The following is a 20,615-nucleotide window of genomic DNA, read 5'->3' on the forward strand; positions in this document are numbered from 1 at the left end:
TCCGACGCCGACGGGTCGGCCACGGCGGCCGACAGGAGGGCGTCTGTTTGACCCGACGTCAGCGTATAACGCGTTCGCGGACCGTCTCAACGCGGCGGGCGGGTCCCCTCGGCGTGTCGGGCCGCCTTCTCCGGCTCCGGTGTCGAGCGGTTGTCGACGGCCTGCTGCTTCGTGGCGTCGTCGCCGCCGACCACGTGGTCGTCGCCCGCGAACAGTGCCTCGACGCCCTGCCGGGCCACGAGCGTCCGGTCGTTCTTCCAGCTGTTGTCGCCGTAGACGGTGTCGCCCATGCCGGCGTTGTGGTGGAACGCGGAGTCGGTCGCGCCGGGCAGCAGGGCGGTGACGGTGACGCCGTGCTCGCGCAGCTCCTCGCGCAGGGACTCGGCGAAGGAGTACCCGAAGGCCTTCGTGGGTCCGTAGACCGTCTCGTAGGGCGTGGGGGTGGTCGCCGACACCGACGAGACGACGAGGATGCGCCGCTCGCCGTGGTCGGGGCCCTGGTCGAGCATGGCGCGGGTGACGCGCTTGGCCAGGTGCACCAGGCCGGTGCAGTTGATCGCGATCATGCGCAGCTCGTCGTCGAGGTCGGTGTCGGCGAACGCGCCGCCGATGCCGATCCCGACGTTCAGGCAGGCCACGTCGAGCGGCCGGTCGAGGCCGGCGACGAAGCGCCAGAACCCCTCGACGCCGTCGTACGTCGCGGCGTCGCCCCGGTGGGCGTGCGCCTCGACGTCGTGCTCCTGCTCGAGCTGTCGCGCCGCGTCGTGGACGCGCTCGCTCGACCCCGAGATCGCGACGTCGTGGCCGCGCCCGGCGAGCTCGCGGGCCAGCTCGAAGCCGATGCCGGACGAGCCGCCGGTGACCAGGGCGAGGGGGCGTGGGGAGGCCATGGCACGGGCCGTACCCGCGCCCGGGGTGGCCCCGAACCTGCGTCAGCGCGGCTGGATCTCACCCATCGGGCCGAAGCCGTCGTGCGGGGTGTCGATGTAGAGGATCTGCGGCTGCGCCGAGACGAGGTCGGGCGCGCGGTCGAAGAAGTTCTTGACGTAGGGCTGGGCCACGTGGGCCGCCCCGGCGTCGGCGTCCCGGAAGCCCTCGATGCAGACGAACTCGTTCTCGTCGGTGAGGCTGCGCGAGAACTTGAAGAACAGGCAGCCCTCCTCGCTGTTGACGTCCTTCGCGTACGAGTCGGCGAGCGCCAGCCAGTCGTCCATCTTCTCGGGGCGGATGGGCATCACGATGTTGATGAGGATCATCTGCGGCTCCTTCGACGTCGGCGCCGCCATCGTCGTGAGGTCCGCGACCCCGGGTCAAGATCGGGTCGCGACGTGCAGAAAGCCCCTACTGCGCGGTGGCGTGCAGGAGCACCGTGACGACGTCGCCGCGCTCCATCACCCGGCCCAGGACCTCCTCCTGGTCGTGGGCGAGCTGCCACTGCGGGTGGTCGCCGTGGTCGCGGCGCACCACCGCGTCGACGGCGTCCGCGCGCGCGGTCCAGTCCTCGGGTGCCCCGGGCAGCGCTGCGCCGTCGACCTGGTCGTCGATCCGGAAGCCGGTGGCCTCCAGGTCGGCGCGCAGCGAGGAGCGGGTCGGGAAGTCGTTGCCCTCCGGGCTCTCGCTGAGCTCGCGCTCGGCCACCAGCACCAGCAGGCCGAGCCGCCCGCCGGGCCGCAGGACGCGGTGCAGCTCGGCGAGCACGTCGCGCTTGTCCGAGGTCGTGCACAGCACCCCGAGCAGCCAGGCGGCCGCGACGGAGTCGTCGGGCAGGGGCAGGTCCTGCGACCAGGCGGCCACGCTCGGCAGATCGAAGATCCGCCGGGCCGCCGCGGCGGCGTGGGTCATCGGCTCGGCGAGCAGCACGGGGCCGCGCCAGCGGTCGTGGAGGTAGCCGGTCAGCCAGGCCGCGGGCCCGCCGAGGCCGGCACCGGCGTCGAGGAACGGGTCGTCGCCCTGCAGCCCGAGACCCTCGGCGAGCCAGGCCAGCTCCGGCGGCGACCCGCTGCCGCGGCACGCCGCGGGGATCGCGTGCGCCTGCCCCAGCTCACCGATCGCCTCTTCGGTCCACGCGGCGACCGTGTCGAACTCGGCCTCCATGGGCGTGGTGTCGGCTTCGCTCACCGTGTCACCTTCCGGATGCGCCGGGCGATCTCGGCCTGCACCTCGGCGGCCTCGACGTGACCGGCCGAGGAGGCCCGCCCGGACAGGTTGACCCCGACGACGCCGGGCACCGCGAGCAGCGCCTCGGCCTCCTCGACGGCGGCGTCGATGCCGGCCGCGACCGGGTCGGGGGAGTCGAGGACGGCGGCGACCCGCACGGGGTCCATCGCCAGTCCCGGGAACGCGAGCAGCGACTCGGCGGCGGGCTCGTCGGTGAACACCGCCACCGCGCCGAGGACGGGCAGGTCGGCCCCGTGGCGGCGGGCGTCGCGCAGGAAGTCGTCGAGCTCGCCGGGCGCGGCGACGTGGTTGGACACCGCCAGCGAGGCGCCCGCGCGCTGCTTCTCGACGAGCACCCGCGTGCGCCCCTCCCGCGGCGGCGCCGACGGGGTGATCGCGATCGTCGCCGCGAGCCCGGAGGTCGCGGCGAGGTGGGTCAGCCGGGTCGCATCGAGGTCGAAGACCTGCGTGACGCCGGGACGCACGTCGGGACCCCGGATGTCGCCGGTGACGCACAGGACGCCCTCGACGCCGAGGGCGGCCAGCCCGGCGAGCTCCTGCTCGAGCACCACGCGGTTGCGGTCGCGGCAGGTCAGGGTCATCCACGGGTGCGCGCCGACCGAGCGCAGCTCGGCCGCGACGAGCGTCGGCGGGAAGGTGGGCTGGTGGTGGATGTCGCCCGAGAGCACGGCGTCCGACACCGGGCCGACGATCTGCGCGGCGGTGCGCAGCGCCGCGAGGTCGAACGACGGCACGCTGAGGTCGGTGAGCACCACCGGCGCCTCGCGGGAGCGGGTGAGCAGGCCGTCGGGCGCCGTCGCCGCGCGGACCCCGACGGCCGGACCGGGCCAGGGGAGCACCCGCGCCGGGTCGTGGCCGGCGGCCCACGGGCAGGGGATCGTCGTGTCGAGCTCGCACCCGCCGTCGGGACGGACCCCGCCGCACGGTCCGAAGACCATGCGCTTGGGGCAGCCCGCGACGGGGACAGGGGCGGCGGCCGCGGTGGTGGAGCCGTCGTCGTTCACCGGGCCGCGATGCCCGATCCACACCCCGCGTCAAACAGCGTTATCCGGCACGCGGCGCGAGTCGGTGTGGCACGCGGCGTCAGTCGCGCCCGCCGTTCCTCGGCCACGCTGCTCGCACAGGACAGGACAGGGAGGACCCCATGGCCCAGGTGGTGCGCGCGGCGGCGGTGCAGGCCGAACCGCGGTGGCTGGACCTCGACGCCGGCGTCGAGCACATGATCGGCTACATCGCCGACGCGGCGGCGCGGGGCGCCCAGCTCGTCACCTTCCCGGAGACGTTCATCCCCGGCTACCCGTGGTGGATCTGGCTCGACTCGCCGGCGGCGGGCATGGCGTTCGTGCCCCGGTACGCCGAGAACTCGATGACTCGCGACTCCCACGAGATGCGCCGGATCGCGGCGGCGGCCGCCGAGCACCGCATCCACGTCGTGTTCGGGTTCAGCGAGCGCGCCGGCGGCAGCCTCTACATGTCGCAGGCGCTGATCTCGGACGCCGGGGCGGTGATCAGCGTGCGCCGCAAGCTCAAGCCGACCCACGTCGAGCGCTCGGTGTTCGGCGAGGGCGACGGCAGCGACATCCAGGTGCACGACACCGCCCTGGGCCGCGTCGGCGCCCTGAACTGCTGGGAGCACTTCCAGCCGCTGACGAAGTACGCGATGTACTCGCTCGGCGAGCAGATCCACGTCGGCGCCTGGCCCAGCTTCTCGGTGTACCGCGGCGCCGCGCGGGCGCTGGGGCCGGAGGTCAACAACGCCGCCAGCCTCGTCTACGCCGTCGAGGGTCAGACCTTCGTCGTCGCGCCCTGCGCGGTGGTCGGGCAGGCGGGGCACGACACGTTCTGCGACACCGACCTCAAGCGCCAGCTGCTGCTGCAGGGCGGCGGGTTCGCCCGCATCTTCGGCCCGGAGGGCAGCCCGCTGGGGGAGGACCTCGCCGAGACCGAGGAGGGCATGGTGGTCGCCGACCTGGACTTCTCGATGATCGCGATCGCGAAGTCGGCCGCCGACCCGGTGGGGCACTACTCGCGCCCGGACGTCCTGCGCCTGCTGATCAACCGCGCGCCGACGCCGGTGGTCGTCGAGCGGGAGCCGGAGATGCCGGGGTTCGTCGACGCCGACCAGCTGCACGGCGCGGGGTAGGGCAACCTCCCTCCCCGTGGCGTCACGGGAGCGGGGCTCGACGGCGGGGATCGCGACCATCGGCGCGGTCGGCGGTGTCGTCGGCGGCCTGATCGGCGGGGGTGCCGGGGTGCTGTACGTCCCGGCGCTGGACCGGTTCACGGCGATGAGCCGGGCACGGGTGCACGGCACCTCCACCATCGCCCAGATCGGCCTCTGCGTGGCCGGGGTCGCCGCCTACGCCGTCGGGGGCGGGGCGATCGACCTCAGGGTCGGCATCCCGATGATGATCGGCGGGACGCTCGGCGGGTTCCTCGGGCCGTGGGTGCTCGCCCGCACCCGCGAGACCGTGCTGCGGGTGCTCCTCATCGCGATCCTGGTGCTCACCGCGCTCAAGTTCGGCATCGACGCCTTCGGCCCGCCGCTGTTCACCCGGGCCGTGGTGTCGCCCGGCCTGCTCGCCGACCCGTGGTTCTTCCTGCCCACGGCCGTGCTCGTCGGCGTGGTGATCGGGGCGTGGTCGGGGGCGATGGGGCTCGGCGGCGGGCTGCTCGCCGTGCCCGCGATGGTGCTGCTGTTCGGGGTGGAGCTGCACGTCGCGGCCGGGACGTCGCTGCTGATGTTCATCCCCAACTCGGTGGTCGGCTCCTGGGTGCACGTCCGCCAGGGCACCGCGTCCGCGCGCTGGGGCTGGCTGCTCGGGCTGGCCTCGGTGCCGGGCGTCGTCGTCGGCGCCCTGCTCGGGCTCGCCCTGGACACCGAGGTGCTCGGCCTGGTCTTCGGCACCTTCGCGCTGCTGATGGCGGTGCGGGAGATCGTCGCGTTGGCCCGCCGACGGCCGGACACGTAGAAACGATCCCGTGCACTACGCGGCGATCGGCGACAGCTTCACCGAGGGCGTGGGCGACGAGCTCCCCGACGGGTCCACCCGCGGCTGGGCCGACCTCGTCGCGGCCGGCCTGGCCCGGAACCGCGGCGAGCCGATCGGCTACGCCAACCTGGCCGTGCGCGGGCGCCTGCTCGCCCCGATCGTCACCGAGCAGCTCGACGCCGCGCTCTCCCTCGACCCGCTCCCGACGCTGCTGACCCTCAACGGCGGCGGCAACGACATGCTGCGCCGTCACATCGAGGCCGCCGACCTGGTCGCGCTCACCGAGCGGGCCGTGCGGCGCTGCGTCGACGCCGGCGTGCGGATCGTGCTGATCTCGGGGGCCGACCCGTCCGCGCGGCTCCCGCTGGGCGGCGTGGTGCGCCGCCGCGGCGAGGTGCTCACCGCGGGCATCGCCGAGCTCGCCACCCGGTACGGCACCGACTTCGTCGACGTCTTCCACGACGCGGAGATCCGCCGCCCCGGGTACTGGTCGCCCGACCGGCTGCACCTCGGCCCGGCCGGGCACCGCCGCGCCGCCGGGCTGATCCTCGCCGCGCTGGGGGAGGGGCCGGCGCCGGAGCTCGCGGAGGCCGGTGACCCGGCGCGCACCCCCCGCGCCGAGCTGCGCTACTACCGCGAGCACGTGATCCCGTGGGTGGGCCGGCGGCTGCGCGGTCACTCGTCGGGCGACGGCCGCGACGGCAAGCACCCCGCCTGGACGGTCGTCCCCGCGCCCGCGCGGACGCCCACACGATGACGCCGGGGCGGGGTCAGGTGCTGATCCCCGGCGGCACCTTCGCCATGGGCGACCACCTCGGCGACGGCGACCCCGGCGACGGCGAGCGCCCGGTGCACCGGGTCGCCGTCTCGGCGTTCGCGATGGACGCCACCACCGTCACCAACGCCGCGTTCGCGCGCTTCGTCAAGGACACCGGCTTCGTCACCGACGCCGAGCGCTGGGGCTCGTCGGCCGTCTTCCACCTGGCCTTCACCGGCGACCGCTCCGACGTCCTGACCAGCGTCGACGGCGCACCCTGGTGGCTCGCGGTCCGCCACGCGTGCTGGCGGCGGCCCGAGGGACCCGGGTCGTCGATCGGCGACCGGGCCAACCACCCCGTCGTGCACGTGTCGTGGCAGGACGCCGTCGCGTACTGCGACTGGGCCGGCAAGCGGCTCCCGACCGAGGCCGAGTGGGAGTACGCCGCGCGGGGCGGGCTCGAGGGCGCACGCTTCCCGTGGGGCGACGAGATCGGTGGCCGGTGGCCCCTGAACATCTGGCAGGGCCGCTTCCCGACCGACAACACCCGCGAGGACGGCTACCTCACCACGGCGCCGGTGAAGAGCTACCGGCCCAACGGCTACGGGCTGTGGCAGACCGTCGGCAACGTCTGGGAGTGGTGCGCCGACCGGTACGCCGCCGACTGGTACGCGCGGTCGCCCGAGCGGGACCCGGTCGGCCCGGCGGAGGGCGCCGCGCGCGTCATGCGCGGCGGCTCCTACCTGTGCCACGACTCGTACTGCAACCGCTACCGGGTCGCGGCGCGCACCGCGAACACCCCGGAGTCGAGCTCGGGGAACCTGGGGTTCCGGTGCGCGGGTGTCAGTGACACGCCAGCACCCGGCGCCGCAGGCCCTCCTCGTCGTGCTCCGGGGTCGCCGCCGTGAGGTCGACGCGCACGGTGTGGACCCGCCCGGTGAACGCGTTGTCGCCCGCCGGGTAGTCGTCGCAGACCGCGGTGCCGAGGTCGACGCCGACGTCGAAGGTCTCGTCGAAGGAGAAGTAGTACGGGATCGTCGCGTCGATCCGCACCGCCCCGACCTCGCGCCCGTCGACCCGCAGCGTCGCGACGCCGCCCCGGCCGACGCCCCCGCCGGCCTCGTCGTACGCGTAGGCGAAGTCCATCCGCACCTCGTGGCGACCGGGGCCCAGCGGGTGCTCGGCGCGGACCGTGTACCGGCGCATCCCGAAGTAGTTGTAGACGTAGCAGGCACGCCCGCCGAGCACGTAGAGCGCCCAGCCCCCGAACCGCCCGCCCTGGGCGACGAGCACGCCCTGGCCGCCGGAGCCGGGGGCCTCGATGTCCGCGACCACGGCGTGCGAGCGGTTCTTGACGTTCGGGGTCGTCTCCTCGATGAGCCGGCGCGTCGCCCCGCGGTAGGTCACCGAGGTGCGGTCGCCGACGAGGTCGAGCCGGCCCGCGAGCTGCGGGTTCTCCCGCTCGGTGACCCGGTCGTCGAGGGGGAGCACCTGGTACGTCGCGGCCTCGACGAGGAAGAGGTCGCGCAGCCGCTCGAGCATCTCCGGGTGCTCGGCGGCGACGTCGCGGGCCTGGCTGGGGTCGACGGTGGTGTCGTAGAGCTCCCAGACGTCCTCGCGGAAGGCGCCCCGCCGCGTCGGCACCATCTCCCACGGGGTCCCGTGCCGGGTCACCGCCGTCCAGCCCTCGTGGTAGATGCCGCGGTTGCCGCACATCTCGAAGTACTGGGTGCGCCGGCGGTCGGGGGCCTGGGGGTCGGCGAACGTGTAGCGCATGCTGGTGCCCTCGATCGGCTGCTGCGCGACGCCGTCGACGCTGGTGGGGGCCGCGATGCCGGCGCAGTCGAGGATCGTGGGCAGGACGTCGATGACGTGGTGGAACTGGTGGCGCAGCCCGCCGCCGTCGGCGATGCCGCGCGGCCAGTGCACGACGAGCCCGTCGCGGGTGCCGCCGAGGTGCGAGGCGACCTGCTTGGTCCACTGGTAGGGCGTGTTCATGGCCAGCGCCCAGCCGACCGGGGCGATGGGGTAGCTCGCCGGCCCGCCGATCTCCTCGAGGTGGCCGATCATGTCGGCCGGGTCGTCGACGAGGCCGTGCCCGAGGCGGTGCTCGACGTGCGTGCCCTCGATCCCGCCCTCGCCCGACGCGCCGTTGTCGCCGAGCAGGTAGAGGAACAGCGTGTTGTCCAGCTCGCCGAGCTCCTCGAGCTCGGCGACGAACCGCCCGAGCTGGGCGTCGGCGTGCTCGGTGAACCCGGCGAACGTCTCCATGAACCGGGCGCCGAGGCGGCGCCGGTCGTCGTCGAGGTCGTCCCAGTGCGGCACGCCGTCGGGCCACGGCGAGAGCTCGGTGAAGCCGGGCACCACCCCCAGCGCCTTCTGCCGGGCCAGCGTCTTCTCGCGCAGCCGGTCCCAGCCGTCGTCGAACTCGCCGCGGTAGCGCTCCCGCCACTCCGGCGTCACGTGCAGCGGGGCGTGCGAGGCCCCGAAGGCGAGGTAGGTGAAGAACGGCCGGTCGGGGGTCATGGTGCGCTGGGTGTGCACCCAGTCGACGGCGCGGTCCACCAGGTCCTCGGAGAGGTGGTAGCCGTCCTCGGGCCGCCGGGTCGGCTCGACGGGCGTCGTGCCCTGGTAGAGCAGCGGGTACCAGTGGTTCATCTCGCAGGCCATGAAGCCGTAGAAGTGGTCGAACCCCTCGCCGGTGGGCCAGCGGTCGAACGGGCCGACGGGGCTGATCTCGACCGGCGGGGTCTGGTGCCACTTGCCGAACGCGGCGGTGCTGTACCCGTTGCCCTGCAGCGTGCGGGCCAGCGTCGCCGCGCTGCGCGGGCGGAAGCCGGTGTAGCCGGGCGCCGAGGTCGCCATCTCCGTGGTGGCGCCCATGCCGACCGAGTGGTGGTTGCGCCCGGTCATCAGCGACTGGCGCGTCGGGGAGCACAGCGCGGTGACGTGGAAGCGCGTGTAGCGCAGGCCGTCGGCGGCGAGGCGGTCGGCGGTCGGCATCCGGCAGGGGCCGCCGAAGGCGCTGGAGCTGCCGAACCCGAGGTCGTCGAGCACCACGAGCACGACGTTCGGGGCACCGGCCGGGGCGGCGGTCGGGCGCACCGGCTCGAACGCGTCCTGCTGCTCGTCGACGCCGAGTGCGGTCACCACGTGCTGCCGGACGGGGGGCTCGGGCAGGACGCGACGGTCGTTCGGCATGCTCACGACACCACCTTCCGTCCTCCGATCATTCGTGTCCACTGGACGTTCGTGCACGGAGGTGTTCAGCTGGGGCGCATGGAGCTGTCGCTGCGCCGCCTCCGGACCCTGCGCGAGGTCGCCCGGCGCGGCGGGGTCAACGCGGCCGCGGCGTCCCTGCACTACTCGCCGTCGGCGGTGTCGCAGCAGCTCGAGGCCCTCAGCGCCGAGGTCGGCGGGCCGGTGCTCGAGCGGCGCGGGCGCGGCGTCCGGCTCACACCGGTGGGCCGTGTGCTCACCGAGCACGCCGACATCCTGCTCGCCGCCGAGCAGCGGGCGTGCGCCGCGGTCGAGGAGGCACGTCACACCCTCACGGCGCGCCTCGAGCTCGGGGTGTTCGCGGCGGCGGCCGCCTCGCTCCTCCCGGCCGTCATCGCCGACCTCGACGCCCACCACCCGGGCATCACCCTCGACAGCGTCGAGATCGACACCGACGACGCGGTCACCGACCTGCGCCACGGCCAGCTCGACCTCGCGCTCCTGCTCGACTACCCCGACGCCCCCGAGCCCTGGGCCGGCGACCTCGCGGTCGTGCCGCTCGGCCTCGACCGCATCCACCTCGCCGCCCCGGCCGACAGCTCCTACCGGCCCGGCGTCGACCTCGGCGAGCTCGCCCACGAGAACTGGATCATCTCGGGGCCGCGCACCTACTACGGCCGCGCGGTGCGCACCGCCTGCCGCCGGGCCGGCTTCGACCCGCTGGTCCGCCACCACGTCGACGGCCTCGCCACCGCCCTGTCCATGGTCGCCGCGGGCCTGGGGGTCACGCTCGCCAGCGACCTCGGCCGCGTCTTTGCCCCGCCCGACGGCGTGCGGATCGTGCCGTTCGAGCAGCCGCTGCGCCGCACGATCGTCGTCGCCCACCTCCCGCACGCCGACGACCGCCCCACCGTCCGCGCCGTGATCGACGCCTTGACCCGCGCCGCGACGGCCCAGGGCCTGGGCCCGGTCGACGACGCGGCCTGAGCTCGCGCGCGAGGCCCGGGGTGTTGTCAGCGTGGCGGCCACGCTGACGTTGAACGTCAGGATCGCCACCACCTCGATGCGGCGACACGCCGGGGGAGTCGAGGTGACGGGGGCCTGCGGAGATCATGAGCACGTCAAGCACCCCGCGCGCCGCGGCCGCGTGGACCACGTGCTCGTGATCTCCGAGACGGCGCTCAGGGCTGCGGCGCGAAGTACGTCCGAACCGCGTACCCGAACCACTGGTCACGGAAGGCCCGCGCCGCGACGCTGACCGCCGCCTTCGGGACGATGGCGTCGAACCCGTGGTAGGCGCCCGGGAACTCGCGGAACTCCACCGGCACGCCGGCGGCCCGCAGCTCCTCCACGTACCGGACGGTCTCGTCGCGGAACGCCTCGATGTCGCCGACGTAGGTCATGGTGGGCGGCAGGCCGGCGAGGTCGGTCGCGCGGGCCGGGGCGGCGTAGGCGGGGACGTCGTCGGTGCCGAAGAGGTCGCCGAGGTAGAGCCGCCAGGCCGAGCGGTTGGTGACGGCGTCCCAGATGGGGGCGTCGTTGTCGCGGGTGGAGTCGTTGTCGCCGCGGTCGTCGATCATCGGGTAGATCGGCATCTGGAAGGCGACCTTGACCTCGCCACGGTCGCGGGCCGCCAGCGTCGTGGCCGCGGTGAGCCCGCCGCCCGCGCTCGCGCCGCCCACGGCGAGCTGGTCGCTGCGCACGCCCAGGCGCGCGGCGTGGTCGCGGAGCCAGAGCAGCGCGGTGTAGCAGTCGTCGAGCGCGGCGGGGTAGGGCGCCTCGGTGCTGAGTCGGTAGTCCGGGGTGACGACGACCGCCCCGCTGCCGCTGATCAACGGGCGCAGGCCGGCCGCCTCGTACTCGGCCGCGCCGGTCGCGTAGCCGCCACCGTGGATCCACAGCAGGCCGGGAGCATCGGGTCCGCTGCGACGGGACGACCGGTAGACGAGCAGGCGCAGCGTCGACCCGTCCGGCCGGGTGACGTGCTCCTCGCTGCGCGTCAGACCCCGGGGGACGCGACGGCGCAGCCAGGTGTCCACGGCCCCGGGGATCGACATCCCGCGGCGCAGCTGCTCCTCGGAGCGGGCGGCGAGCAGGCGGCCCATCAGCGCGCCACGCCGGCGCAGCTCCGGGTCGATCATGTCGCGACGAACCTGCATGCTGCTCCCTCATGAGTGCGACGTGGGCGGACCACGCGATCTTCTGGCAGGTCTACCCCCTGGGCTTCGTCGGCGCCGAGCGCGAGGCCCTGCCACCCGGTGAGCCCGCGCGCCACCGGCTCGGGCAGCTGGAGCACTGGCTCGACTACCTGCTCGAGCTCGGCTGCTCCGGGCTCGCGCTGGGTCCGGTGTTCGCCTCGGGCAGCCACGGCTACGACACCACCGACCCCTTCCGCATCGACCCGCGCCTCGGTGACGACCAGGACTTCGACGCCCTCGTCGCCGCCTGCCGGAGCCGGGGCATCCGTGTGCTGCTCGACGGCGTGTTCAACCACGTGGGCCGCGACTTCCCGGTCTTCCGACGCGCCGAGCAGGGCGACCCGGAGGCACGCCGCTGGTTCCGCTGGGGCGACGACGGGCCAGTGTCCTTCGAGGGCCACGACCTCCTCGTCGCGCTCGACCACGACGAGCCGGCCGTCCAGGAGCACGTCGGTGCCGTGATGCGGCACTGGCTGGCCCGCGGCGCCGACGGGTGGCGGCTGGACGCGGCCTACCAGGTGCCGTACGCGTTCTGGCGCGCCGTCCTGCCGGGCGTGCGGGCCGAGCACCCCGACGCGTGGTTCGTCGGCGAGGTCATCCACGGCGACTACGCCGCGTTCGTCACCGACGCCGGCCTCGACTCGGTGACCCAGTACGAGCTGTGGAAGGCGATCTGGAGCGCGCTCAACGACCGCAACTTCTACGAGCTCGCCCACGCCGTCGAGCGGCACTCGGCGATGCTCGACACCTTCGCCCCGCTCACCTTCCTCGGCAACCACGACGTCACGCGCATCGCCAGCCGCCTCGAGCACCCCGACCACCTCGGGCACGCGCTCGCGGTGCTGCTGGGGGTCGGCGGCGTCCCGACGATCTACGCCGGCGACGAGCAGGCGTTCACCGGCGTCAAGGAGGAGCACGAGTTCGGCGACGACGCGGTGCGGCCCCCGTTCCCGGACGACCCCACCGGCCTCGCCCCGTTCGGCGCCCCCGTGCGCGAGCTGCACCAGCGCCTCGTCGGGCTGCGACGCCGCCACCCGTGGCTCACCCACGCCCGCACGGGCGTCGAGCACCTCGCCAACACGACCCTCGCGCTGCGCAGCACCGGGCCGGACGAGGCGATCCTCGTCCTGCTCTCCACCGACGACGCCCCGCAGCGGTTCCCCGACCTGCCGCACGGCGAGACGCTCGCGGAGTCCACGGGCACCGACGAGCCCCTCCTGCTCCCGCCGCACGGCTGGCGGATCCTCAGGGGATGAGCGCGATCTTCCCCGTGACCGCGCGCTCGGCGAACAGCCCGAGCACCGCGCCTGCCTCGTCGAGCGGGCGGCGGGCGGGCTCCGGCGGGTGCAGCTCGCCCCGGTCGACCCGGGCGAGCAGGTCCCCCACCAGCGCGGTCGCCGCGGCCGGCGAGGTGCGCGCCCAGTCGCCCCAGTCGACGCCGACCACGGTGCGGTTGCCGATCAGCACCCGGTTGGCGGGCAGGCGGGGGATCTCCCCGGCGGTGAAGCCGAGCACCGCGTGGCGCCCGTAGGGCCGCAGGGCGCGCAGGGCCTGCTCGGCGGCGTCGCCCCCGACCGGGTCGATGACGATGTCCGCGCCGCCGTCGGTGTGCGCGCGGATCGTGTCCCGGAGCTGCTCGTAGCCGATGGCGTCCTGCGCGCCGGCCGCGCGGGCCGCGCGGCGCTTGTCGTCGCTGGAGGCCACCGCGAGGACCCGCGCGCCGAGACCGCGGGCGACGTCGACCGCCGCCAGCCCGATCCCGCCGCCCGCCCCGAGCACGACGACGCGCTCGCCCGCCGTGATCGGCACGCGGTGGGTGGTCGCGAACAGCAGGGTGCTGTAGCTCTCGAGCGCGGTCGCGGCGACCGCGGCGTCGACGTCCTCGGACAGCGGCGCGATCTCCTCGGCGGGCACCACGACGTGGGACGCGTACGCGCCGAAGCCCATCATCAGCGCGGCCACGCGGCATCCCCGCACGCGCCCGTCGACCCCCTCGCCGGCGGCGGCGACCCGCCCGGCCACCGCGGTCCCCGGGGTGAAGGGCAGCTCGGGGCGCAGCTGGTAGCCCCCGCGCACGATGAGGGCGTCGACGAAGCTCGCGCCGGCGGCCTCGACGGCCACGACGACCCGGCCCGGTCCGGGGACGGGGTCGGGCTCGTCGACGACCTCGAGCTGATCGGTGGGGCCGAACTCGCGGCACAGCACGCGGCGCACGGTGGCACCGTGCCAGGAAGATCGGCCGGACGACAGCCACCCGCCCATGGGAGTGCGAGCCCGGGGGCCGGCCGGTCGTGGAGCGCTCCGGCACGGAGTTCTGCTACGTCGTCTTCTGAAGGGGCGGGGCGACGGGCTCCGGGGAGTCGGCCAGCTCCTTCATCAGCCCCCGCCGGACCTTCGGCTGCTGCGACAGCGCCACCGCGACGATCGTGAGCAGCACCCACATCGTGATGCTGCTGAGGACGACGAAGATCGCGGGCAGGACGGTGACCCCGGAGCGTTCCGCCCACTGCTGCGCGGCGAACACGCGCACGATCAGCATGAGGTTCACGACGTAGCCGAGCACGTAGGACACCGCGAAGACCACCGCGAACTGCTTGAGCGTGCCGTCCTTGCGCCGGTGCCAGATCGGTTCGTCACGGATCGGAACGATCACCGAGGCGATGTTGCCGACGCCGAGCCAGAGCACGATGAACGAGATCATCAGCGCGCACGCCCGGAGGAACGCCTCCCAGCTGCCGGCGCGCCACGAGAGCAGCGCGCTGATGAGGAACCCGATCGGCGCGACCAGGCAGATCAGCGCCAGGTTCTTGGTGATCAGCAGGTGCCAGAACCGGGCCCCGCTCTCGAGGGCCGCCCGCACGCGCATGCCGTCGAAGCTCATCGCGTTGAGGCACACCGCGCCGCCCATGACGACCGAGACGGCCCACAGCCCGAGGTAGGGCAGGTACTGCGCCTTGGTGTCCCACTGGAACAGGCGGATCACGCCGAGGTAGAGCAGCCCGAGCGCGAGGCTGACCGCGAGGCTCTTCAGCAGCGTGCGCGGCCGGCGCGTGAGCATGTAGCCGATCTCGCCGCGCAGCCCGTGGGCGAGCGCCGGCCCGTGCCGCCCGACCGCGGTGCGCCCGGCGAGCACGGTGTGGCCGTCGACCGACGCCGCCCCGGGCTCGGTCTCGCCGGCGTCGAGGCGCGCGAGGCGGGCGTCGAGCACGGCCAGGTGGGCCTCGACGAGGGCCAGCCGGGCGACGGTGACGGCGGCCGCCGCGTCCGCCTCGGCGCGGGCGGCGTCGGCGTGGCCGGCCGGCGAGTCCGTGGCGGGGGTCTCGTCGGGGGTCTCCTCGATCAGCGCCGAGCGCACCCGCAGCCGCCGCTCGTCGCTCCCGGACCCGAGGGGCTCGCGGCGCTCCGCGGCCCGCTGCTCGTCGAGGACGCGCCGGACGTGCCGCCGGAGGGCCTCGACGTCCGCGCGGTCCTTCCACTTCGAGGCGAGCGCCTCGCGCTCGGCGGCGCCGGCGCGCTCGACGAGCTCGGCGAGGTCATCGACGGCGGACACGGGGTGGACCCTGGCAGCTCGGGGCCCACGCGTACATCATCCCGTGCGGGTGAAGTGCCCTCAGGTCCCGAGCTCGGCCCGCAGCTCCTCCCCGACGCGGCGCAGGTGGTGCTCGCCGGCCACGACCCGGCGCCGCGCGAACGGGCCGGGGCAGAACGGCTCGTCGTCGCGCAGCAGCTGGGCCGCGCGCTCCACGAGCCACGCGGGCTCCAGGAGCTCCAGCGACCCCGTGGCCGCCTCGCCCCACACCAGTCCGAGGTGTGCGGTCGACGCCGCGGCCAGCCGGTCGCGGTGGTCGGGGAAGAGGTGCGAGTCCGCGCGGGCCGCCAGGAGGTCGATGTCGATCGGGGCGCGGCGCCCGTCGGACAGGGCGACGGCGGTGCCGCCGACGTAGACGTGCAGGTGCGGGCGCACCCCGTTGACGCGCGGGACGCGGTCCTCCACGACGTGCGCGAGGGCCAGCCGGGCCGGCTCGGGGCCGTCGGGCCCGTCGACGACACCGACCGTCTCCTGCACGGCGCGGGCGGTGGTCGACGCCTCGTGGTCGTGGATCTTGCGGAGCGCCGCGACGGGCGCGGCGTGGCCGGTCGACTCGAGCATCGTCATGTAGAGCGACAGCGTCAGCGGCACCGGCACCACGAGGTCGATGGCGTCGTCCGGCGGGAAGCCGGTGACCAGGTCGAACAGGCGGTCGGGACGGACCGGTGCGCTCGACGTCGACTCCACACCGACCACCCCCGCCCGTGACCCACGCCACGGTACGGGGGCCGGGGCGATCCGGCAGGCCGAACGGTCGTGCGCGACGGGATCACAGCTCCTTCTCGCCGAAGTACACGGCGATGTGGTTGCCGTTGTACGGCGGGATGGGCCGGTAGCCGGTGTCGGCGAACAGCGCCCGGCTGTGGCGCTGCGCGGCGCCGGCGTCGAGCCGGACGCGGGCGTGGCCCAGCTCGCGGGCGGCGTCCTCCAGCGCGGCGAGCAGGGCCCGGCCCACGCCCCGGGACCGCGCCGCCGGGGCGACGTACATCCGCTTGATCTCGCACACCCCGTCGTCGAGGGCGCGCACCCCGCCGATCGCGACCGGCTCCCCGTCGTCGTACCCCACGAGGAACCGGCCTCGCGGCGGCGCCAGTTCGTCGGGCGTCGTCACCGACCCGGGACGTGCCGAGCGCCCGGGGTACTGGGCGTCGAGCAGCGCGTTGAGGTCGGCGAGCAGCTCCGGCCGGGCGAGGCGTCGGCGCGTTCGGCCCGGAAGAAGAGGGTCAGGACACCCCCAGTCGTTCCGCCGCCATCCGGGTCCCCGCGACGCGGTTCGTGATCTTCTGGAACGCGACCTCGCGGGCGAAGTCCGGCGAGCCGTGGTTGGGCTTCTCGTCGATCGAGAAGGGCGAGAAGCCGCAGTCGTCGGTCGAGCCGATCTGCTGCCGGTCGATGAAGTCGGCGGCGCGCACCAGCCGGTCGGCGACCTCCGCGGCGCTCTCGACGCGCGGGTTGCCCGGGTTGATCACGCCGAGGTAGGCCATCTGCGTGACGCCGTCCGCGTCGGTGCGCAGGTGCCGGCCGATGGACTCGTAGACCGGGTCCTTGTCCCGCTCGCTGGCGAGCTGGATGAGGAAGTAGCCGGCGTTGATCTTGAACATCTCGGGCAGCAGGTTGTTGTACGGCACGTCGGCGGAGTGCACCGAGTCGCGGTCACCGCCGGGGCAGGTGTGGATCCCGATCGACGCGCGCTCCTCGGCCGTGAACCGGGCCATCACCCCGTTGATCAGCTCGATGAAGTGGGGGAGCAGCCCGGCGCCGGTCCAGGGGTTGCGCGGGTCCTCGCGGGTGGCCAGGCGGCCCTCGGTGAAGTCGATCGACACGCGCGCGGCGCCGGCGTCGAACGCGAGGCGGATGTCCTTCTCGCACTCGTCGATCAGCTTCGCCTCGAAGTCCTCGCGGCTGTAGCCCTCCACCGGATCGCGCAGCGGGTAGAGCAGGGCGAGCATGGACGGTGCGATGACGGCCTGCTTCATCGGCCGGGTCGCCTTGCCGATCGACTTCCGCAGCGAGTTGGCGGCGTAGTTGACGTACTCGAACGGGCCCCTCACGAGCTTCGGCAGCTGGCGGCCGTGGCCGTCGGCGAAGATCGCGAAGAACTGGCCGCCGGGTCCGAGCGACGGCGCGAGGCCGGTGCCGGCGAGGGTGTCGGTGATCGGGTAGGTCGCGAACGACGACCACCGCTGCTCGCCGTCGGAGATGATCGGGGCGTCCGTCGCCTCGTAGCGGGCGAGGACGTCGTCGACCGCGGCTTCCTGCTCGGCCTCGAGCGCCGCCTTGTCGATCCTGCCCTCGTCGTACGCGGCGTAGGCCTGCTGGAGCTTCTCGGGCCGCGGCATCGACCCGACCGGTTCGGTGGGGATGCCGGTGGCGGTGCGCGGGTCGTAGGTGGTCATGGCCGTGCTCCGGTTCGTCGTCGAGACCGGGGAGCCGCCGTCGACGCTAGGAGGTGACCCAGATCACGTCAACGGGCGAGGTCATCCTCCGCGGGTGGGGCCCCGACGCCGCCCGCTCGCTAGAACCGATGCGTGTGCCTGTTCATCCTGCTGCTGATCCTCGGGCCCCGCGCCGTGATCGTCGTCTGGTGGTTGCTCGCCCCGCTGACGTGGAGCGTCGCGTTCGGCGGGACGCTGCTGCTGCCGATCCTCGGCTTCCTGATCCTGCCGTGGACGACGTTGATGTACGTGCTGGTGGTGCCCGGCGGGATCGTCGGGGTCGACTTCCTGTGGCTCGCGCTGGCGCTGTTCGCCGACATCGCGAGCCACGCCGGCGGCAACGTCTATCGCCGCCGGCGGGCGTGACGCGTCGCCGTGATCACTTCCCGGTGCGCTGCTTGACCTCGCCGGTGGCCATGTCCTTCTTGCCGCTGTACTCGAGCTTCTTGTTGCCCGTGGCCTGACCGGTGACCTCCTTGGCCTTCCCCTTCACCTGCTGCGTGCGGTTCTTGGCGGTCTTGTCGACACTCATGTGATCCAAATGCCCCGGTCGTGCACGACCAGTCGCGCGCGATCGGTAAAGGGGCCGGTTGCGCGGCGGAATGACTCCGTCCGGACGTGCTCAGGACGCCGGGCGCCGGGAGGTGTCCCACGCCGCCACGTGCACCTCGGCGACCTCGTTCGGCCCGACCTTCCAGCTGGGGTGCCGGTCGAACAGCAGCGTGTCGTGGCCCGGGACGATCCGGTCGAGGTCGCCGCCGAGGTGGCGGTGGATGTCGCCGTAGGTCATGAGCATCGAGTACGTGTTGCCGTTGGTGTAGCCGCTGGGCCACATCTCCTCGACGTTCGAGTACCACATGACCGCGTCCCCGGCGACGACGTAGCGCCCGCCGGAGGTCTCGATCGCGATCCAGTGGGTGCCGAAGGTGTGGCCGTCCTTGGAGAGGTGCCCGCGGATGCCGGGGGCGAGTTCGTCGCCGTCGCCGACGAACAGCAGGCGGTGGTCCCGGGCGAGCTCGCCGAAGACGCGGGCGTCGTCGCGGTCGAACGACGAGGTGATCCAGCTGGCCTCGCCGAGCGGCGTGTAGAGGTCGGGCAGCGCCAGCGCCTTGAGCCAGCCCTGGTACTCGTCCCACTGCACGAAGACCTCGGCGTTCGGGAACGCGCCGACGTTGTTGGCGTGGTCGAAGTGCATGTGGGTCAGGAAGATCTTCTCGATCTGCGCCGGGCGCACCCCGACCTTGTCCAGCACCGTCTCCGGGGGCTCCCAGTCGTAGAACCCGAACCGGTGGATCCACTTCTCGGCGTGGAACCCGGCGTCGACGAGGTAGTGGTGGGTGGTGCCGTCGTCGTCCCGCCCGCTGACGAGCACGTAGATCATCGGGGACGCCGAGACGCCCTCCCCGCTGTGGAGGGGGACCCCGCCGAAGAACTCGCGCGGCAGGTCGACGTGGGAGAAGCACAGCGGGCGGATCGAGTAGTCCATGACGGCCTCCACCGGTGCACCGGACGCCCCCGTCCCGTATCGATGGCAGCGCGCCGGTGGGGTGGGGGTCCAGAGCGGTGTCCGGTGCAGCGGGACACCGCCGTGCTCAGGTGGTCGGGGCCGGCGGCTCGGTGCGCCGGGCGCGGCGGGCGCGCAGCTCGTTCTGCAGCCACCGGGCCACGTCCACGAGCTTGATGTTCGTGTCCTGCGAGGAGCGGACGAGCATCTGGAACGCCTCGTCGTCGCTGACGTCGAAGCGCTCCATGAGGATGCCCTTGGCCTGCCCGATCCCGTCGCGCGAGTCGAGGGCGTGGTTGAGGTTCACCGCCTGCTCGCTGCCGTAGAGCAGCAGCGCGGCCTGGTTGCCGAACAGCGCCGCGACGAGCTGGGCCTCCGCGTCGAACACGGAGGGCTCGGGGGCGTAGAGGTTCAGCGCCGCGCGGGTGCGCGCGGACGTGTGGATGTCGGTCGAGAGCACCGAGCGGTAGCCCGCCTCGACCGCGGCGGCGGCGAACTGGGGCCAGCGGTCGGCGTCGGCGCCGTCGAGGTCGTCGGCCAGCACCACCCCGGTGCGCGGCGGGTCCTCGATGGCGGTGATGCACGGGCCCTCACGCAGCTCGCCCTGCAGCGTGTCCAGCTTGGTGATGCTCTCGGTCGTCGGGTTCCGTGACAGGACCTCGCCGCCCTCGGTCATCGAGATGCCGCCGGCCTCGGCGCCCGGGACGGTGTCGACGGCGGCGCGCACGATCTGCGCGAGGGTCTGCTGGAGGTCGTTGATGCTGCGTTGCGACAGCAGGTCCCTGGCGGCCGTGCGCAGGGCCACGGCGAGATGGTCGTTGCTGGTCATGCCACCTCCGACGGGTCCACGCCCTCCACCCCGACGCGGTCCCGGTCGGGCGAGGGCGCTTGCGCGGCCGGAGGGGTCGACCGTTGCGCCGGACGAGTACCCGTCTCGTTCGGCGTCCCAACCGCACGGGTGGGCCGGCGCACACGGCACGCTGAGTCGATGAGCACCCGGACCGCGATCGTCACCGGCGGCGGCCGGGGCATCGGGCGCGCCGTCGTCGAGCGCCTGCACCGCGACGGCGCGCAGGTCCTGACCTGCGGGCGATCCGCGGACCCCGGCGACCTGCCGCCCGGTGTGCGGTGGGCACGGGCCGACGTCGCGGGTCCCGGCGAGGCGGAGCGTCTCGTGGCCGAGGCCGAGGCCGCCTTCGGTCCGGTGTCGCTGCTGGTGAACAACGCCGGGGTGCAGCTCGAGAAGACCGTGGCGGACTCGACCGACGACGACTGGGACCTCGTCGTCGGGGCGAACTGCCGCGGGGTGTTCGCCCTGTGCCGGGCGGTGCTGCCCTCGATGACCGCGCACGGGGGCGTGATCGTCAACTTCGGCTCGACCTCGGCGGAGGTGGCCGACCCGTCGCTCGCGCTGTACAACGCGTCGAAGGCGTTCGTGCACGGCCTGACCCGCTCGATCGCGGTCGACCACGGACCCGCGGTGCGCTGCAACGCGGTGGCGCCGGGGTGGGTCATGACGGCGATGTCGCAGGACGCCTTCGCCCTGGCCGACGACCCCGGCGCGGCCCGTCGCGACGCCCTCGCCCGCCTGCCGGTGGGGCGGTTCGGGGAGCCCGAGGACGTCGCGAACCTGGTGGCGTGGCTGGCCTCCGACGAGGCGCGCTACGTCACCGGGCAGTTCTTCACGATCGACGGCGGCCTGACCGCGGCGTCGCCGCTGAACCCGGGGCTGTTCTAGGGCC

General features: G+C 74.0%; 22 protein-coding genes. 8 read left to right on the forward strand and 14 right to left on the reverse strand.

Annotated features, from left to right (window positions below; translation table 11 throughout):
- Window positions 1-86: 86 nt before the first annotated feature.
- The 4 genes from ACFPK1_RS11665 to ACFPK1_RS11680 form a co-directional block, all read right to left on the reverse strand.
- Entirely contained in the window at window positions 87-890 is an 804-nt protein-coding gene (locus ACFPK1_RS11665) for an SDR family NAD(P)-dependent oxidoreductase (RefSeq protein ID WP_378021091.1), read from the reverse strand.
- 42 nt (window positions 891-932) lie between these two features.
- Entirely contained in the window at window positions 933-1,256 is a 324-nt protein-coding gene (locus ACFPK1_RS11670) for a putative quinol monooxygenase (RefSeq protein WP_378021092.1), read from the reverse strand.
- 85 nt (window positions 1,257-1,341) lie between these two features.
- A complete protein-coding gene (locus ACFPK1_RS11675) occupies window positions 1,342-2,118 on the reverse strand; it encodes a class I SAM-dependent methyltransferase (RefSeq protein ID WP_378021093.1) in 777 nt (258 codons plus the stop codon).
- Window positions 2,115-3,182 carry a methylenetetrahydrofolate reductase C-terminal domain-containing protein gene (locus tag ACFPK1_RS11680; protein WP_378021094.1) on the reverse strand — a complete coding sequence of 356 codons (1,068 nt, stop codon included), beginning with the start codon at window positions 3,180-3,182 and terminating at the stop codon, window positions 2,115-2,117. Before ACFPK1_RS11680 ends, ACFPK1_RS11675 begins: the two co-directional genes overlap by 4 nt.
- Before the next feature lie 140 nt (window positions 3,183-3,322).
- On the opposite strand from ACFPK1_RS11680, the gene ACFPK1_RS11685 reads away from it, so the two are divergent.
- Genes ACFPK1_RS11685 through ACFPK1_RS11700 form a run of 4 tightly spaced genes read left to right on the forward strand, consistent with a single transcriptional unit; the run spans window position 3,323 to window position 6,836 of the window.
- Complete coding sequence (locus ACFPK1_RS11685) at window positions 3,323-4,321, forward strand: carbon-nitrogen hydrolase family protein (protein WP_378021095.1); 999 nt, start codon at window positions 3,323-3,325, stop codon at window positions 4,319-4,321.
- A gap of 16 nt (window positions 4,322-4,337) precedes the next feature.
- Complete coding sequence (locus tag ACFPK1_RS11690) at window positions 4,338-5,150, forward strand: sulfite exporter TauE/SafE family protein (protein WP_378021096.1); 813 nt, start codon at window positions 4,338-4,340, stop codon at window positions 5,148-5,150.
- A gap of 10 nt (window positions 5,151-5,160) precedes the next feature.
- A complete protein-coding gene (locus tag ACFPK1_RS11695; protein ID WP_378021097.1) occupies window positions 5,161-5,928 on the forward strand; it encodes an SGNH/GDSL hydrolase family protein in 768 nt (255 codons plus the stop codon).
- Window positions 5,925-6,836, forward strand: a complete 912-nt coding sequence (locus ACFPK1_RS11700) for a formylglycine-generating enzyme family protein (RefSeq protein WP_378021098.1) — start codon at window positions 5,925-5,927, stop codon at window positions 6,834-6,836. The genes ACFPK1_RS11695 and ACFPK1_RS11700 overlap by 4 nt, the downstream gene beginning before the upstream one ends.
- Here the strand turns inward: ACFPK1_RS11700 and ACFPK1_RS11705 are convergent.
- Window positions 6,772-9,129 carry an arylsulfatase gene (locus ACFPK1_RS11705; RefSeq protein ID WP_378021338.1) on the reverse strand — a complete coding sequence of 786 codons (2,358 nt, stop codon included), beginning with the start codon at window positions 9,127-9,129 and terminating at the stop codon, window positions 6,772-6,774. The two genes, ACFPK1_RS11700 and ACFPK1_RS11705, sit on opposite strands and share 65 nt — an antisense overlap.
- A 78-nt stretch (window positions 9,130-9,207) precedes the next feature.
- Here ACFPK1_RS11705 and ACFPK1_RS11710 point away from each other — a divergent pair, with 78 nt between their 5' ends.
- Window positions 9,208-10,134 (forward strand): LysR family transcriptional regulator, encoded by a 927-nt coding sequence (locus tag ACFPK1_RS11710; protein WP_378021099.1) that lies wholly within the window; start codon window positions 9,208-9,210, stop codon window positions 10,132-10,134.
- Window positions 10,135-10,328: 194 nt separating this feature from the next.
- Here ACFPK1_RS11710 and ACFPK1_RS11715 read toward each other — a convergent pair whose 3' ends face one another.
- Entirely contained in the window at window positions 10,329-11,306 is a 978-nt protein-coding gene (locus ACFPK1_RS11715) for an alpha/beta hydrolase (RefSeq protein WP_378021100.1), read from the reverse strand.
- 11 nt (window positions 11,307-11,317) lie between these two features.
- Here ACFPK1_RS11715 and ACFPK1_RS11720 point away from each other — a divergent pair, with 11 nt between their 5' ends.
- Window positions 11,318-12,601, forward strand: a complete 1,284-nt coding sequence (locus tag ACFPK1_RS11720; protein ID WP_378021101.1) for an alpha-amylase family glycosyl hydrolase — start codon at window positions 11,318-11,320, stop codon at window positions 12,599-12,601.
- Here the strand turns inward: ACFPK1_RS11720 and ACFPK1_RS11725 are convergent.
- The 5 genes from ACFPK1_RS11725 to ACFPK1_RS11745 form a co-directional block, all read right to left on the reverse strand.
- Window positions 12,591-13,559, reverse strand: a complete 969-nt coding sequence (locus tag ACFPK1_RS11725; RefSeq protein WP_378021102.1) for a zinc-binding dehydrogenase — start codon at window positions 13,557-13,559, stop codon at window positions 12,591-12,593. The genes ACFPK1_RS11720 and ACFPK1_RS11725 overlap by 11 nt on opposite strands.
- 103 nt (window positions 13,560-13,662) lie before the next feature.
- The gene (locus tag ACFPK1_RS11730; protein ID WP_378021103.1) at window positions 13,663-14,895 is read right to left on the reverse strand and encodes an MFS transporter; all 1,233 of its coding nucleotides are present in this window, start codon (window positions 14,893-14,895) and stop codon (window positions 13,663-13,665) included.
- Window positions 14,896-14,955: 60 nt separating this feature from the next.
- Entirely contained in the window at window positions 14,956-15,621 is a 666-nt protein-coding gene (locus ACFPK1_RS11735) for a hypothetical protein (protein WP_378021104.1), read from the reverse strand.
- Window positions 15,622-15,703: 82 nt separating this feature from the next.
- Window positions 15,704-16,111, reverse strand: coding sequence for a GNAT family N-acetyltransferase (locus tag ACFPK1_RS11740; protein WP_378021339.1), 408 nt, complete (start codon window positions 16,109-16,111; stop codon window positions 15,704-15,706).
- Window positions 16,112-16,157: 46 nt separating this feature from the next.
- On the reverse strand, window positions 16,158-17,330 hold the full coding sequence (locus ACFPK1_RS11745) for a uroporphyrinogen decarboxylase/cobalamine-independent methonine synthase family protein (RefSeq protein ID WP_378021105.1): 1,173 nt from the start codon (window positions 17,328-17,330) through the stop codon (window positions 16,158-16,160).
- Window positions 17,331-17,462: 132 nt separating this feature from the next.
- Between ACFPK1_RS11745 and ACFPK1_RS11750 the strand changes: the two genes are divergently transcribed.
- Window positions 17,463-17,735, forward strand: coding sequence for a hypothetical protein (locus ACFPK1_RS11750; RefSeq protein WP_378021106.1), 273 nt, complete (start codon window positions 17,463-17,465; stop codon window positions 17,733-17,735).
- 13 nt (window positions 17,736-17,748) lie between these two features.
- Here the strand turns inward: ACFPK1_RS11750 and ACFPK1_RS11755 are convergent, their stop codons facing one another.
- The 3 genes from ACFPK1_RS11755 to ACFPK1_RS11765 form a co-directional block, all read right to left on the reverse strand.
- The gene (locus tag ACFPK1_RS11755; RefSeq protein WP_378021107.1) at window positions 17,749-17,901 is read right to left on the reverse strand and encodes a CsbD family protein; all 153 of its coding nucleotides are present in this window, start codon (window positions 17,899-17,901) and stop codon (window positions 17,749-17,751) included.
- Between the two features lie 90 nt (window positions 17,902-17,991).
- The gene (locus ACFPK1_RS11760; protein ID WP_378021108.1) at window positions 17,992-18,855 is read right to left on the reverse strand and encodes an MBL fold metallo-hydrolase; all 864 of its coding nucleotides are present in this window, start codon (window positions 18,853-18,855) and stop codon (window positions 17,992-17,994) included.
- 106 nt (window positions 18,856-18,961) lie between these two features.
- A complete protein-coding gene (locus ACFPK1_RS11765) occupies window positions 18,962-19,702 on the reverse strand; it encodes a GAF and ANTAR domain-containing protein (RefSeq protein WP_378021109.1) in 741 nt (246 codons plus the stop codon).
- 159 nt (window positions 19,703-19,861) lie between these two features.
- Between ACFPK1_RS11765 and ACFPK1_RS11770 the strand changes: the two genes are divergently transcribed.
- A complete protein-coding gene (locus tag ACFPK1_RS11770; protein WP_378021110.1) occupies window positions 19,862-20,611 on the forward strand; it encodes an SDR family NAD(P)-dependent oxidoreductase in 750 nt (249 codons plus the stop codon).
- Window positions 20,612-20,615: the final 4 nt, after the last annotated feature.

It is taken from the genome of Actinomycetospora rhizophila, assembly GCF_042657905.1.
GTDB lineage: Bacteria > Actinomycetota > Actinomycetes > Mycobacteriales > Pseudonocardiaceae > Actinomycetospora > Actinomycetospora rhizophila.